The following is a 14,465-nucleotide window of genomic DNA, read 5'->3' on the forward strand; positions in this document are numbered from 1 at the left end:
CGCCCCGGGCCGTGCGTGCCGGGACGGGGTTCTTTCCCACCAGCCCCTGCGGGGGGCTGGACGGGCTTGGGGTGCGGCGCCGCCGCGCAAGCGGCCCCGGCTGCGCCGGGCTTCCGGGGGCTCTGCCCCCGCGCCCCCGCGCCTCAAACGCCGACGGGGCTGAGTTTGCCCCGCCGGGCCTTCGGGGCTCCGCCCCGGACCCCGCGGCTCAGACTCCGGCGGGGGCGGAGTTGCCGGCCCCGTTGGGTTGCCCGGCGGCGGTGAGCTCGGTCGGAGGCAAGGCCGTCTGCAGGCGGGTGCGTTCCGCTCGCAGGGCCTGGGGGCGGAGGCGGAGGATCTGGGTCAGGCCCAGGAGCTGTACCGCGAAGACCGACGAGAAGGCGATCCGGTAGTCGTCGGCGGTGGCGTCGAGCAGCAGGCCGACCGCCAGCAGGGTCGTCATCGACGCCAGGAAGCCGCCCATGTTGGTGATGCCCGACGCGGTGCCCTGGCGTTCCGCCGGGTTCGCCGGGCGGGCGAAGTCGAAGCCGATCATCGACGCCGGGCCGCACGTGCCCAGGACCACGCACAGCGTGACCAGGAGCCACATCGGGGCGCGGGGGGCGGGGTAGGCCAAGACCGAGGTCCACAGCACCGCCGTGAGAGCCACCGTGCCCAGCGCCAGGGGGATCCTGGCCGACTGGCGGCGGCCGATCAGCTGGCCGTAGAGGAGCCCGAAGCACATGTTCGAGGCCACCACCAGCGTCAGCAGCCCGGCCGCGGTGGTCCGCGCCAGCCCCTGGTCCTCGACCAGGAACGGCATCCCCCACAGCAGCAGGAACACCATCGCCGGGAACTGCGTCGTGAAGTGCACCCACAGGCCCAGCCGGGTCCCGGGTTCCTGCCAGGAGTCCCGGATCTGGCGGCGTACGAAGCCCCCGTCCCCGGACGGTGCCGACGGCGGCTCGTGGCCTTCCGGGTGGTCCTTGAGGAAGAGGACCAGAGGGATCAGGACCGCCACGCCCGCCACCGCACTGCCCGCGAACGCCGGGACCCAGCCGACCCCGTGCAGGACGGGCGCCAGCACCAGCGTGGAGACCAGGTTTCCGGCCATGCCGACCAGGCCCGCCAGCTGCGCCATCAGCGGGCCGCGCCGGGCCGGGAACCACCGGGTGCCCAGCCGCAGCACGGAGATGAAGGTCATCGCGTCGCCGCAGCCCAGCAGGGCGCGCGCCGCGAGGGCCATCCCGTACGAGGGGGCGAGCGCGAAGCCGATCTGGCCGGCCGTGAAGAGGACCGCGCCCAGTGTCAGCACCTTCTTGGTGCCGAGCCGGTCCACCAGCAGGCCGACGGGGATCTGCATGCCGGCGTAGACCAGGAGCTGGAGGAGGGAGAAGGTCGAGAGGGCGGAGGCGTTGACGTGGAAGCGGTCCGCCGCCTCCAGGCCGGCCACGCCCAGGCTGGTACGGAAGATCACCGCGACGAAGTAGACCGCGACGCCGATGGACCAGACCGCCACCGCAGTGCGGCCGCCCCGCGGATCACCGGTCATGACGGCCCGCCCCCGCGCCCCGCACCAGCGCCTCGACCCGGCCCACGTGGCCCCGTACGGCGGCGGCCGCGGTCTCCGCGTCCCCGGCGCGCAGCGCGGCCAGGATCTCCGCGTGCTCGGCCAGCGTCCGCTCCACGCGCTCGGGGTGCGCGTGCAGCAGGGCCACGCCCATCCGTAGCTGGCGGTCGCGGAGCTGGTCGTAGAGGCGGGAGAGGATCGCGTTCCCGGCGCTCTGCACGATCTCGGCGTGGAAGCCCCGGTCGGCTGCCATCATCGCGGCGAGGTCGCCCTCGGCGGCGTGCCGGCGCTGTTCGTCGAGCAGTTCGGCGAGCCGCTCCAGCAGGCCGGGCGGCGTCGGCACGGCCCGGCGGACGGTGAACTCCTCGACCAGCAGCCGGGTTTCGATCACGTCGGTGATCTCCTGCGCGGAAACCGGCAGCACCAGCGCGCCCTTCTTCGGGTACAGCTTCAGCAGCCCCTCGGTCTCCAGCCGCAGCAGCGCCTCGCGGACCGGCGTACGGGACACCCCGACGGCGTCGGCGAGTTCGCCCTCGGTGAGGAGGGTGCCGCCCTCGTAGCGGCGGTCCATCAGCACGGCCTGCTTGACGTGTCGGTAGACGCGTTCTGCGGCAGTGGCGGTGGGCGGGGCGGGGGGTGCGGCCGGCGACATGCGCACAGGATAGATACATGCGGAATGCACCGGTCGCCCCGTCCGGGATGTGGACCGCCGACCCGCCCGGCTGCATCGAAGGATGTACCCGGGCTTCGTCCACCCGCAGGACGTAAGGGGTCCCGCGCGCCGGGACGCTGAAGTCATGGCCCACACGACCCTCCTCGCCCCCACGGCGACCTCGACCCGGCTCCCGCTCCTCGACGTCCTGCGCGGCGCCGCCATCCTCGGCACGCTCATGACCAACGTCTGGATCTTCGCCTCCCCCGGTTCCGAGTGGGGCGTGCTCCAGGGCGGCCTGGACCTGCCCGATCTGGTCGCCGACCCGTCCGCCGCCCACATCGCCGAGAGCGTGTTCCGGTTCCTCGCCGACGGGAAGTTCCTGTCCCTCCTGACGATCCTCTTCGGGGTGGGCCTGGCCATCCAGTACGACTCCGCCGCGCGGCGCGGCGAGCCCTGGCCCGGGCGCTACCCGCGGCGGGCCGCGTTCCTCTTCCTGGAGGGGACCGTCCACTTCGTCCTGATCTTCGCCTGGGACGTGCTGATGGGGTACGCCGTCACCGCCCTGCTGGTGGCCTGGCTGCTGGCCCGCTCGGAGAGGGTGCGGCGGGTGGCGATGTGGACCGCGGGCGGGCTGCACCTGACCCTGATCGGCCTCGTGACGCTCGGGAACCTGGCGAAGCCGGAATCCGGGCCGCCGAAGTCCCCTGACCCGGCCGCGGTCCGGCTGTACGCCCACGGCGGCTACCTCGAGCAGATCGCGTTCCGGCTCGACCACGCCCTCGCGCTGCGCATCGAGCCCGTGTTCTCCTTCGGGCTGCTCGTCTTCCTCTTCCTCCTCGGAGTCCGGCTGCACCGCGCGGGCGCCTTCGCAGCGAGCGTCGAGGGACGCCGGATCCGGGTCCGGATGGCCGCCTGGGGCCTCGGGCTCGGGCTGCCGCTGGGCGCCGCCGCCGCGCTCGGGGGCCACGACTTCTTCGCCCTGGGCCGGTACGGCATCGCCCCGCTGATCGCCGTCGGGTACATCGGCCTGATCGGTTGCGCCCTCGACCGGTTCCGGGTCCCCGGGGCCGGCGCCCTCGGCTCCGTCGGGCGGACCGCCCTGTCCTGCTACGTCGGCCAGAACCTGCTCTGCATGCTGCTCTGCTACGGCATCGGGGTGGGCCTCGCCGACCGGCTGGGCGGGAGCGGGCCCTGGTGGGTGATGGGCCTGTGGGCGGCGGTGAGCCTCGTCCTGCTCGCCGGATCCCGGCTCTGGCTGCGCCGCTTCGACCGGGGCCCGCTGGAGGCCATGCAGCACTGGGCGCTCAGCTCCCGTGGGCCGCGCGGCTCCCGCCCGTGACCTCGACCTCCAGGACGAACTCGTCGTACGGGGCCTCCTGCGGGTAGGGCGGCCGGATCTGCGCGAAGCGGATCCGGGCCCGCCCGCCCGGGCAGCGGCCCTGGACGACGTACGTGCGCTCCAGCGGGGCGCCGGGGAGGACCTCCGCGGGCGGCGGCGGGGCCTCGCTCACCTCGCTCACGTCGCTCACGGAGACGGCGTCCGCATCCCCCGTGACCTGCCAGGTCCACACGTACCCGCGCGCCCCGCGTCCGGTGAGCCGCAGCTCGTACGACTCACCGGCGCCGAGGGCGACCCTGCGTACCTCCACCCGCGACGACCTCCCGGCTCAGGTGGGGCCGATCACCGGCCCCTCGTGCCAGCCCGCGCCGTCCCGCCAGTAGTGCTGCAGCTGCCGGTCCGTGCGCAGGACGATGACCTCCAGGTTGAACCCGAAACTGCCCTGGAGCATCCCGGTGACGGCGAGCGCGTCGTGGCCGAAGACGGCGCTTCGGGTCCAGGCGGAGCCGGAGGCGTTGCCGCGCCACCAGTGCTCGATGCGGCCGCCCGCCACGACCGCGCACAGCTCGTAGTTCCCGGCGGTGTCCTCGTCGGCCGCCCCGTATTGCGCCTCGATCAGGCAGGGCGCGGAGGTGGTCCCGCTGCCGAAGACCTCCCCGGGGCGCCAGGCGAACCCGTTCGGGTCGTCGCGCCACCACAGCTGCATGCGGCCGTCCGTACGGGTGGCGACGAGGTCGAGGTGGCGGCTGCGGGTCTGGACGAGGGCGGGCCCGAAGTGGGCGATGCCGGAGGCGAAGCGGCCGCCGTCGTTCCAGGTCCAGGGGGCGCCGTTGATCCGCCACCAGTGGCCCAGTCGTCCGTCGGCGGTACGGACGACCACCTCGAAGTTGCCCGGCTTGCCGTAGTCGCTCTGGATGAACGCCGGGGTCGAGCCGATCGCCGCGTCGCCCGGCCCGAAGGCGCCGCCGTCGCGCCACACGCCGGCGGACTGCTCGTAGTACCAGTGGCGCAGCCGGCCGCCGGTGGTCACGTGCAGGGATTCCATGTTCCGGTTGTAGGTGGTGCCGGTGAAGGCGGGCTGCCCGGAGGCGTCGTTCGCGTACGACTTGGCGCGGGCCCACGCGAAGGGGGCGTCCCCCTCGCGCCACCAGTGCTGGAGGCGGCCGCCGCCGGCGGTGGCGAGCATCTCGAAGTTGCGGTGGGCGCGGCCGTTGCCGCTCTCGTAGACGTTGCCGGTGTGCAGGCGGCGCTTGCTCCACGGGTCGATGTTGGTGCCGCGCAGGCCGCACTTGGCCCAGTGGTCGATCTTGACCTCGCCGTAGGCGATCCGCCCGTACCCGCCGACGTGGTAGCCCGGCCCCCAGGAGTTCTTGAACAGCCAGCAGCCGGCGGCGTCGTCGTAGCCGACGATCAGGACGCAGTGGCCGCCCGCGAGGCGGTCGCTGGTGCGGTGGTAGACGCCGGAGCCCAGGCCGAAGAAGTCGTCGTACACGTCGAAGCAGGCGGTCAGCGGGCCGACGGTGTCGAGCCAGACCTTCTGCTGCTCGACGTCGCCGAGGCGGACGTAGTCGGTGATCCGGACGGTGCGGCCGGACCGGTCCCAGCTGGGCGTGTACTCGGCCCGCCAGGCGTCGCGGCGGTCGGCGGGGACGGTGGAGGGGGGCGGGGAGTAGGGCCAGCAGTCCGGATCGGCGAGGCCGCCGTTGGTCTTGACCCAGTCGAGGGCGGTCTCGGGGTTGGAGCCCTGGCCGCAGGTGGACTTCAGACCGTCGTGGACGTCCCCCTCGGACCGCTCCGCCCAGACGTCGTGCTCGATGCGGGCCATGGACTCGACGAGGCCCGCGGCCCCGAAGGCCCAGCAGGAGCCGCACGGGTTCTGGTCCTTGACCTTGGTGATCCAGGGCCAGCCCCAGCGGGTCCGCCAGTCCACGGCGGCGGGGCGGGCTCCGGCGACGGGCCCGCCGTGCGTGTCGGGCAGCAGCCCGTGGGCGGCGCGGCGCCGGGTGAGGTGCGGATTGCCGCTCTCGTGCCCGACGAGCCCCCGCAGATCGACGGCACCCGCCTCCTCGGCGGGCGTGAGGTTCGTCCCGGGATCCAGGCCGAGGGAGGGCCGGGGCACGGCCTCCTCGTCGGCGAGGTGCTCGATGACGGACCAGCGCGCTCCGTGCTCCCTGAGCTGCGCGCGCAGCTCCCCCACCGTCTGTACGGAATCGGAATCGGAATCGGACTCGGGCTCGACAGACTGCTCCGGCATACCGGCCCCCCAGCTGCAACCGTTCGGATGCGAGGTCCGGGAGCGTCCATCCGGGCACGGGGCGCGTCAAGGGTGTCTGCAAGGTCGCGCAGTCGCACAGGGGGTCGTACGAGGTACGCGCGTCCGCCCCCGGTGTCGCAGGGACACCGGGGGCGGACGGGGGCGCGGCGCGGAGCTACTCGGCCGGGTCCGGGGCGGGGGCCGGGGCGGCCGCCTGCATGCCGGGCAGGCCCAGACCGGTGAACAGGGCGACCACGGTGGTGCCGAGGTCGTTCACGACGTCCGTGGCCTTGTCCTTGGCGTTGGTGGTGCAGCCGCAGGGGCCGGCCGCCTTGGCGACTTCGTCGACGGACGCCTTGAGGTGGTCGACCGCGGCGGCGACTTGGTCGAGGGGGGCACCGGCCTTGGCAGCCCGCGCGGAGACGGGGGCGACGGCGGGCAGGGGCGCCGGGAGCGCGGCCGGGAGGGTGACGGGCTTGGCGACCTGGGCGGGCGGCTTGGCGGCCTCGACGGGCTTCACGGCCTCGGCCGGGGGCTTCGCGGCCTCGACGGGCTTCACGGCCTGGGCGGGCGGCTTGGCGGCCTCGGCCGGGGGCTTGGCCGCCTCCACCGGCTTCATTGCGTCGGCCGGGGGCTTCGCGGCCTCGACCGGCTTGGCGGCCTCGACCGGAGGCTTCGCCGCCTCGACCGGCTTGGCGGCCTCGACCGGAGGCTTCGCGGCCTCCACCGGCTTGGCAGCCTCGACCGGGGGCTTCGCCGCCTCGGCGGGCGGCTTGGCGGCTTCCGCCGGAGGCTTCGCGGCCTCGGCCGGGGGCTTGGCCACCGCTGCCGGGGGCTTCGCCGCCTCGACCGGGGGCTTCGCCACCTCCGCCGGCGGCTTGGGCAGGACCGCCGGCTCCGCCGGGGTGTCGGCCGGAGGCTTGGCCGCGGCAGCCGGGGCGGCCGCCGCGAACGTCTGCTTCAGGCCCGCGAGCGCCGCGTCGATCTTCTGCTTGTGCGCGGCCAGGGTCGCCTCCGGGAGCTTCCCGTCCGGCGACTTCAGGACCTCCCCGAGGAAGTTGGTGACGGGCGTGATGAGCACGCCCGCGGAGCCCAGGGCCTGCACCTGCGCGCTCAGCGCCTCGGTACCCGGGATGGACTTCTTCGCCACGGGTGCCGACGGCTTGGCGGGGGCGTTGGCCGCCCCGGCCAGGCCGGGGGACGCGGACAGCAGCGTCACGCAGAGGGCGGCGGGGAGGGTGTAGCGGGTGATGCGGTGCAAGATTTCTCTCCTGTTCAGAGGCAGAGCGGTGACATGGGACGTGGGACACGGGACATGTCGGGGGCACGGGACTTGCCCCTGTCCACTCACGGCCACTCCGTCACATCCGGCAACCGGAGACCGGCGCACACACCCCGGTCAAACGCCCTGAATTCGGCGCGACCACGCCTGCGACCTGCACGGATCGCTTCACTCTTCAGCTGTGCTGCACCCTCGTGACACCCTCACCCTGAGTGATCACCACGGCTGTCCGACCCCCACCCCGGCCTGCCCCCTTGGTCAGGCCGGAGTGGAGGAGTGCACTGCCTGCCGGTCGGCGGCCCTCGGGCCGGGCTGACCGGTCCGGCCGGTCCGGTCGCCCCCGCGGGGTGGGCGGGCGGGCGCCAGCCCGTACAGCGCCAGGCCGATGGCCAGCAGGAACACCGCGCAGGCGGCCTCGAAGGCGAACGCGTACCCGCCCGTCGCGGCCGCGGGGTCCCCGGCGGCCAGCAGGGAGGCCGTCCGGGCGTCGGCGGCCGAGGTGATCAGGGCCAGGCTGATGGTCGGCCCGGCCAGGATGGCCGTGTTGACCACCGCCCCGGCCAGGGCGGACTGCTCCTCCGGGACCCCGCTGACGGCCCCCGGCACCGCGGCGGACATCAGCGTGCCGATACCGGCCGACAGGATGACCAGGCCCACGAGGACGCACGGCGTCGAGCCCGTACGCAGCCCCACGCCGCCGATCAGGAAGAGGCCGGCGGCGATGACCGCCAGTCCCCCCACCGCCACCGCGCGGATGCCGAGGCGGGCGACGATCCGGCCCGCGACGAAGCCGACGCCGAGCAGCATCGCGCTGTACGGGATGAAGGCCAGCGCGTTCTGCAGCGCCGAATAGCCGCGTACCTGCTGGAAGTAGAGGGCCAGCAGGAAGGCGGTGCTCGCGCCGATCGCCGGGCCGAGCAACGCGCAGACCAGCGCGGTGGCGCGGTAGCGCGAGGCCAGGAAGCCGGGCGGCAGCAGGGGTGCGCGGACGCGCTGCTGGGCGGCGGCGAACACGGCGAGCAGGACCGTGCCGAGCGCGAGCGGGGCGAGGACCTGCGGCGCGGCCCAGCCGTGCGGGCCGACCATCACGAAGCCGTAGCCGAGGGTGGAGAGCGCGAGGGTGCCGAGCACCGCGCCGAGGAGGTCCACGGGGACCCGTACGGGCGGGGGCCCGGCCGGCAGCGACCGGGGGGTGAGGGCCAGTACGGCCGCGGCCGCGGCGGCGAGCAGTCCGAAGCTCCACCGCCAGTTCAGCCAGGCGACGAGGGCCCCGCTGAGCACGATGCCGACGGCGGCGCCGAGGCTGGCCAGCAGACCCCAGCGGGCCAGCGCGGTGGCCCTGGCCCTGCCCTCGGCGAAGACGACCCGCAGCAGGGCCATGGCGGCGGGGGCGGCGAGGGCGGCGCCGCAGCCCTGGAGGAAGCGGGCGCCGAGGACGGTGTGCGAGCTCGGGGCCAGCGCCGCGGCGAGGGAGGCGACGGCGAACAGGGCCGTGCCCCGGGTGAACAGGCGGCGCTGCCCGATCCGGTCGGTGAGGCGCCCGCCGAGCAGCAGCAGCCCGCTGAAGGCCAGGCCGTACGCGGCGCTGTCGATGATGAGGTCGACACGGCTCAGGCCCAGTTCCCGCTGCATGGCCGGACCGGCGGCGAACGTCACCGACACCGACGCGTTGAGCATCAGCTGCAGGGCGCCGAGGATCGCGAACCGCGCCCAGGTGTTCCGCGGAGGCGGGGCGGCCAGGGTCCCGCCGTGGGCCTGGGCATCGGCACGGGCCTTCACCCGGGCCTGCGCCTGGGCCTCTGGGGAGTCGTCCATGCCGCGAGTCTGGCAGCCGCCGTCAGCAGCGGGAGGCGCCGTAGGGCCAGTCCGTCAGGTCTGCCGTCGCCTCCGCCGTCGGGTGCCACCAGGTCTGCCGTCAGGACTCCTTGGGCAGCAACACCACGCGGCTGCCGTGCAGTTCGCCGTCCTCGATGCGCCGGTGCGTACGGGCCGCCTCCGACAGCGGGACCCGCTCGACGGAGCGGGCGCGCAGCTTGCCGCTCGCCAGCAGCCGGTTGATCGAACCGGCGGCCTCGGCGAGTTCGGCCGAAGTGGCGTGCGAGATCACGAAGCCGACGACGGAGCCGTCCTTCATGTAGAGCGGCCCGGCGGGCAGTACGGGCTGGGAGCGGGCGCCGGCGAGGAGCACGATCCGCCCGCGGGGGGCCAGGAGTTCGACGGCGGCGGCCAGGTCGTTCGTACCCGAGGTGTCGATGTGGACGTCGATGCCCTGTGGGCTGAACTCGCGTATGCGGGCGGGGAGTTCGGGGTCCTTGTAGTCGAGGACGGTCTCGGCGCCGAGCGCCCGGCAGTGCGCGGCGTCGCGCGCGGCGGCGGTGGCGACGACCCGGGCGCCGGCCTCGACGGCCATGACGATCAGGGCGCTGCCCACGTTCCCGGCGGCGCCGGCGACGAGGACGGTCTCGCCGGGGCGGACCCGGCCGTGGGTGAACAGGGCCAGGTACGCGGTGCCCGCGGGGTGCACGACCGCGACGGCCTCGGCTGCGTCCGTGGCGGCGGGCAGCCGGTAGAGGCGGTCGGCGGGGACCACGGCCTGTTCGGCGGCGGCGCCCTGGCGGCCGCCGTGGCCGAGGCTGTTGCACCAGACGCGGTCGCCGGGGGCGAAGCCCGCCGCGCCGGGGCCGGCCGAGACGACCGTACCCACCAGGTCGCGGCCGATCACGAAGGGGAACTCGACGGGGGTGCGGAACAGCCCGGACCGTACGAAGGTGTCCACCGGGTTGACGGACACCGCCTCCACCTCGACCAGGACGTCCGTCGGGCCGGGGGTCGGAGGGGCCACCTCGCCGTAGCGGATGTTCTCGGCGGGGCCCAGTTCTTCGATGAAAGCTGCACGCATGAGGCGATCCTCGCAAGGGCCCGCGGGGTTCGCGCACTGTGCCGCGAAGGCTTCGTCAACTCCCGGTGGCGGAGCCGGGAAAGGCCGAAGGGCCGCTACGGGGGGTGTGAGCGGCCCTTCGGAGAGGGGGGATCGAGCAGGAGCTGGCGACTCCGGCCGGTGGGGCGGATCAGCGTACGCAGGGGATCGGCGTACGGAGCGGATCGGCGTACGGATCAGAGGTGGGCGGCAGCTCAGAGGTTGGCGGCGGCGTTCGCGCGGGTCTCGCGGATCTTCGTGCCGAGCGCGGAGAGCAGCCCCTGGAGGATCTCGATGGTGGTCTCGTCGGCCAGGTTGCCGCCGTCGTCGAAGCGCTCCTGGGCGCGGAAGATCATGAGCTCGGGCTTGCCGACGACCTTGGAGTCCGTCCACAGGAACATCTGGCGCAGCGCGAGCTGGGCGCGCACGGTGCCGAAGTTGGTCTGCGCGGCGCCGGCGATCGCGATGGGCTTGCCGGTCAGGGAGGAGTTGAGGGCCGGGCGGCTCGCCCAGTCCAGGGCGTTCTTCAGGACACCGGGGATCCCGTAGTTGTACTCGGGGGTGGCGATGAAGATGCCGTCCGCCTCGGCGATGCGGCGCCGCAGGTCGGCCACGGCGACCGGGGCGGGCTCCACGTCGTGGTCGGTGTCGTAGGGCGGGATGTCGCGCAGGCCCTCGTAGATCTCGATCGCCAGATCACCGGGGGCGAACTTCTGGGCGGCGCGCACGAGGGCGCTGTTGTAGGAGGCGCCGCGCAGGCTGCCGGAGATGGCCAGGATCTTGAGCTCGGGCATGAACTGTCCTTCCGCAAAGGTGACATGCGCAGCGAATGCCGTATCCGGCATGCCCCTGCGAGTGAACGTCGGTGAATGAGCAGGAGTCTGTCCGCGCACGGGATGCACCGACAACGGCGGTGGGCGGTATCTGTCAGTTATCCGAGGGCGGGTCTCTCCGCAGGACTTGATCGGGGACGGGCCCTCCCGTATAACTGACCTCGAACTGAACTGAACTGTATGGTTCATTCACGAGGGAGAGAAGGCATCATGACCACGCACGTTTCCGCTGTCGAGACCACCGCCGTGACCACGTCGGCGACCCGCTCGGTGATCGACGTACTGCAGCCGGTCCACACCCTGGAGGGCGAGGGCTTTCCGGTCCGCCGACCCTTCCCCACGCCGCAGATCCCGCAGCTGGACCCCTTCCTGATGGTCGACCAGGTCGGCCCGGTGGACCTCGGTCCGGGCGAGCCCAAGGGCGCCCCCGACCACCCGCACCGCGGCTTCGAGACGATCGCGTACGTGATGGAGGGCGACATCGAGTACGCGGACTCCACCGGCAACCGCGGGGTCGTCCCGCCCGGGGCCGTGCAGTGGCTGACGGCGGGCGCGGGCGTGGTGCACTCCGCCCAGCCGACCGACGCCTTCCGCACGGCCGGGGGCATGCAGCACAACCTGCAGATCTGGGTGAACCTGCCGGCCGCCCGCAAGGGGCTGCGCCCGCGCACCCAGAACCACGGCGCTGCGCAGATCCCGGTGGTCCGGAACCTGGACGGCTCCTGGTTCAAGGTCATCGCGGGCTCGGCGCTCGGCGTGACCGGGCCCTTCGACACCCAGGTCCCGGTGACGGTCGTGCACGCGTCCATCGCCCCGGGCGCGAGCGCGGAACTCCCGGCGCCGGCGGGCCGCAACGCGGCGGTGTACGTCCTGTCCGGCAGCGGCAAGGTCGCCTCGAGCGAGGTGGCCGACGGCGAACTGGCCGTCCTCGGGGACGACGGCGACACGGTGCGCGTCGAAGGCGGCCCGGTCGGCGCCGACCTCCTCTTCCTGACGGGCGAGCCGATCGGCGAACCGGTCTTCCGTGCCGGCCCGTTCGTGATGAACACCCCGGAGGAGATCGACCAGGCCTTCGACGACTACGCGGCGGACCGGCTGGGCCGCTACGAGGACTGACCACCACGGGGGCGCCACCGATCCCGGGCGCCCCCGGTCGCCCGCCGCCCTCACCGCCCTGCCCTCGCCTACATCCTCCGCCGCCACACACCGGCCGCCCCGGCCACAGCCGCAGCAACCGCCACCGCCGGCATCACGTGGCTGGCCCTGCACTGAAGCAGCGCAGCCGGCGCAGTTGCCGGGTTCTCTCTGCCCGCTCGCCGTATGTCATGCGCGTCAGGTCCCGGTTGACCGTGCGCTCCAGGAAGACGATGTGGAGCAGCCCCCGGCGCTCCTCGAGCGTGCCCGCGCTTCGGACCGGACCCGAGCGGCCGTCGGCTCCGGCAGGTACTCGGTCCTGCCCGCGCCCGGACCACGCAGCCACCGGTCGCAGCGCTAGCCCGCGAAGAACGCCGTGATCGAGGCCAGTATGGCCAGAGCGGGCTGGGCGATGTCGGCCCCGGCGGAGAGCAGGGTGCGGAGTCGGTCAAGGCGGGTCAGGGCCGCCGGAGCGTCCGGTTCCGGGTCCGCGGCCTGGCGGGCCAGGGCATGGATGGCGGCCGCCGCCTCCTCCCGGTCGGGGTCGGGCACGTCGCGGCTCGTCAGGACGAGCTCGAGGAGCCGGGTGAGGTCGTCGCCTGCGGGCGTCGTGGCGTAGTTGTTCTGGAAGTCCCTGACGACGGTGTCCTGGGGACGGTTGATGAACGTGGTGTTCTCGCCCTGGAAATAGAAGTTCTCCGACATTCCTGCTCCTGAGATGACGACGACGTTGCCGGTCGCGGGGACGGCCGGGCGCAGGGCGGCCTTGATCGCGCCCTCGGCCCGCCGGACAGCGGCGAAGGCAGCCGCATCGGTCGCGCGCGGGGACAGGCCGTCCGCGGCCTCGACGGAACTCAGGACCCGGTTGATGCCGCCGAAGAGGTGCCGGAAGTAGGCCGTCGAGATCTGCTCGATCGAAAAGACGATCTTCTCGCCCTCGTGGACCGGGCCGTCGAGCGCGTGGAAGAACACCAGGCAGGGGAGGCGTTCGGGTTCGATACCGAGCTGGGAAGCAATCTCGTACGCACCCTGCGGATCGTACGGAGTCCACCGGAGCCAGCGGACCGCGTTCATGACCCTGTACAGCTCGGGCTCCATGTGGCGTCGCCAGAACTTCTTGGCCGCCGCCCGGCCGGCACGCCGCTCCACGGCGAAGACCCGGGTAGCGGGGCCGGACAGGACGTTCAGGTCGTCGAAGTGGGTCCGGACGTACGTGGCCAGCTCTGCGTCGGCCTCGGTGTAGAGCAGAACACCCCACAGGCGAGGGCCGCCGGCGGGCGCCACCGCCCGTTCCGCCAGCGGCAGCCAGCTGAGCAGCTCGTCCGCATTGGAAGGCGCGGCCAGGCTGTAGGCACCTTCGGCCGGATGCTCGATGGAGAGCACGATCAGGTCCCCGTCGGTCAGCTCCGCATTCCGCAGGGGTAGTGCGTCCGGCAGGCGTTCGTCCGTCGCCGCGTCGGTGAGCCAGGTGCCCAGGACCACGTTCCGGTCCGGCGACCGATCACCGTCGGAAGCGGTCTCCGGACGGGCGATCCCCGCGCGCCGAGCCTCGTCCAGGCAGCGGACCTTCAGGGTGCGGACGTCGATCGAGTCGGCGTCGGGAACGTCGATCGCCAGGACCTCCCCGTGGATGCGCCGGTCGAGCGCACGCCAGCGGTCAAGTCCCGCGTCGGCCTCGAAGTTCCGGAGTCTCACCCCCCACTCCAGAGTCCCCGCGGCCCCGCCGCTGTACGTCCCGTAGTCGACCGCCACCCAGTCCCCTTCGACGACCGCGACGTACAGCTGCATGCGACCCCACCCTCGCTCGGCGTCAATTCCCCACGGAAGGCTACGTGTTGGCCGCGTAGTGGTGGAGGAACATGTCCACTCCGCCCTGGATGAGGCGTTCCGCCAGGTCCTCGTCCAGGGCCGTGCCGTACGCGCCGTAGACCAGGTGGGGGGACAGGACCAGGCCGGAGAGCTGGAGGACGGCCAGTTCCATGTCCGGGATGCGCAGCAGGCCGCGGGCGTCGAGGCGGCCCAGGGCCGTGGCCAGGGCGGCGTGCTGACGGCCGGGGCCCTCCTCCTGCCAGGTGGTGCCGAGCTCCGGGAAGCGGTGGCGTTCGCCCGCGATCACGTTGCGCAGCGCCAGCACCTCCGGGGTGGTGAGGCCCGCGACCCAGGTGCGGCAGGCCTCCAGCAGATCGGTGCGGACGTCGTCCGACTCGGCCAGCCGGGCCTGGATCACCGACTGGGCCACCTCCAGCGCCTCGTCGAGCGTCTGCCCGATCACGGCGTTGAACAGGTTCTCCTTGCTGCCGAAGTGGTTGTAGATGGTGACCTTCGAGACGCCGGCCTCGGCGGCGAGCTGGTCCACCCCGGCTCCGAAGCCCTCGCGCAGGAACACCGTGCGGGCCGCCTCCAGGATGGCCTCGCGCTTGCGCGCTGCGCGCGCGCCGGTGGGAACGGGCTGCTGCTGGGCTTCGGTGGCGCTGATCCTTGCGGTCATGTCGGTCCCTATTC

Annotated in this window: 12 protein-coding genes; 2 read left to right on the forward strand and 10 right to left on the reverse strand. The window is 73.4% G+C overall.

Annotated elements, in window-relative coordinates; translation table 11 throughout:
• Positions 1 to 208: 208 nt before the first annotated feature.
• A complete protein-coding gene (locus ACZ49B_RS29500) occupies positions 209 to 1,531 on the reverse strand; it encodes an MFS transporter (RefSeq protein WP_468311654.1) in 1,323 nt (440 codons plus the stop codon).
• On the reverse strand, positions 1,521 to 2,201 hold the full coding sequence (locus tag ACZ49B_RS29505) for a GntR family transcriptional regulator (protein WP_468311656.1): 681 nt from the start codon (positions 2,199 to 2,201) through the stop codon (positions 1,521 to 1,523). Before ACZ49B_RS29505 ends, ACZ49B_RS29500 begins: the two co-directional genes overlap by 11 nt.
• Positions 2,202 to 2,346: 145 nt before the next feature.
• On the opposite strand from ACZ49B_RS29505, the gene ACZ49B_RS29510 reads away from it, so the two are divergent.
• Positions 2,347 to 3,543 (forward strand): DUF418 domain-containing protein, encoded by a 1,197-nt coding sequence (locus ACZ49B_RS29510; RefSeq protein WP_468311658.1) that lies wholly within the window; start codon positions 2,347 to 2,349, stop codon positions 3,541 to 3,543.
• Here the strand turns inward: ACZ49B_RS29510 and ACZ49B_RS29515 are convergent.
• The 6 genes from ACZ49B_RS29515 to ACZ49B_RS29540 all read right to left on the reverse strand — a co-directional run bounded on the left by ACZ49B_RS29515 (position 3,509) and on the right by ACZ49B_RS29540 (position 10,790).
• Positions 3,509 to 3,853, reverse strand: a complete 345-nt coding sequence (locus ACZ49B_RS29515) for a protease inhibitor I42 family protein (protein WP_468311660.1) — start codon at positions 3,851 to 3,853, stop codon at positions 3,509 to 3,511. The two genes, ACZ49B_RS29510 and ACZ49B_RS29515, sit on opposite strands and share 35 nt — an antisense overlap.
• 18 nt (positions 3,854 to 3,871) lie before the next feature.
• On the reverse strand, positions 3,872 to 5,797 hold the full coding sequence (locus tag ACZ49B_RS29520; RefSeq protein WP_468311661.1) for a C1 family peptidase: 1,926 nt from the start codon (positions 5,795 to 5,797) through the stop codon (positions 3,872 to 3,874).
• 175 nt (positions 5,798 to 5,972) lie between these two features.
• Complete coding sequence (locus ACZ49B_RS29525; RefSeq protein WP_468311663.1) at positions 5,973 to 7,058, reverse strand: hypothetical protein; 1,086 nt, start codon at positions 7,056 to 7,058, stop codon at positions 5,973 to 5,975.
• Between the two features lie 279 nt (positions 7,059 to 7,337).
• On the reverse strand, positions 7,338 to 8,894 hold the full coding sequence (locus tag ACZ49B_RS29530; RefSeq protein ID WP_468311665.1) for an MFS transporter: 1,557 nt from the start codon (positions 8,892 to 8,894) through the stop codon (positions 7,338 to 7,340).
• Between the two features lie 100 nt (positions 8,895 to 8,994).
• Positions 8,995 to 9,978, reverse strand: coding sequence for an NADPH:quinone reductase (locus tag ACZ49B_RS29535; RefSeq protein ID WP_468311667.1), 984 nt, complete (start codon positions 9,976 to 9,978; stop codon positions 8,995 to 8,997).
• Between the two features lie 233 nt (positions 9,979 to 10,211).
• The gene (locus tag ACZ49B_RS29540) at positions 10,212 to 10,790 is read right to left on the reverse strand and encodes an NADPH-dependent FMN reductase (RefSeq protein ID WP_468311669.1); all 579 of its coding nucleotides are present in this window, start codon (positions 10,788 to 10,790) and stop codon (positions 10,212 to 10,214) included.
• Between the two features lie 249 nt (positions 10,791 to 11,039).
• Between ACZ49B_RS29540 and ACZ49B_RS29545 the strand changes: the two genes are divergently transcribed.
• Positions 11,040 to 11,945 carry a pirin family protein gene (locus ACZ49B_RS29545; RefSeq protein WP_468311670.1) on the forward strand — a complete coding sequence of 302 codons (906 nt, stop codon included), beginning with the start codon at positions 11,040 to 11,042 and terminating at the stop codon, positions 11,943 to 11,945.
• A gap of 375 nt (positions 11,946 to 12,320) precedes the next feature.
• Here the strand turns inward: ACZ49B_RS29545 and ACZ49B_RS29550 are convergent, their stop codons facing one another.
• Entirely contained in the window at positions 12,321 to 13,751 is a 1,431-nt protein-coding gene (locus ACZ49B_RS29550; protein WP_468311671.1) for a hypothetical protein, read from the reverse strand.
• Positions 13,752 to 13,791: 40 nt separating this feature from the next.
• The gene (locus ACZ49B_RS29555; protein WP_468311673.1) at positions 13,792 to 14,451 is read right to left on the reverse strand and encodes a TetR/AcrR family transcriptional regulator; all 660 of its coding nucleotides are present in this window, start codon (positions 14,449 to 14,451) and stop codon (positions 13,792 to 13,794) included.
• Positions 14,452 to 14,465 lie beyond the last annotated feature (14 nt).

The organism is Streptomyces sp. NPDC031132, assembly GCF_055570595.1.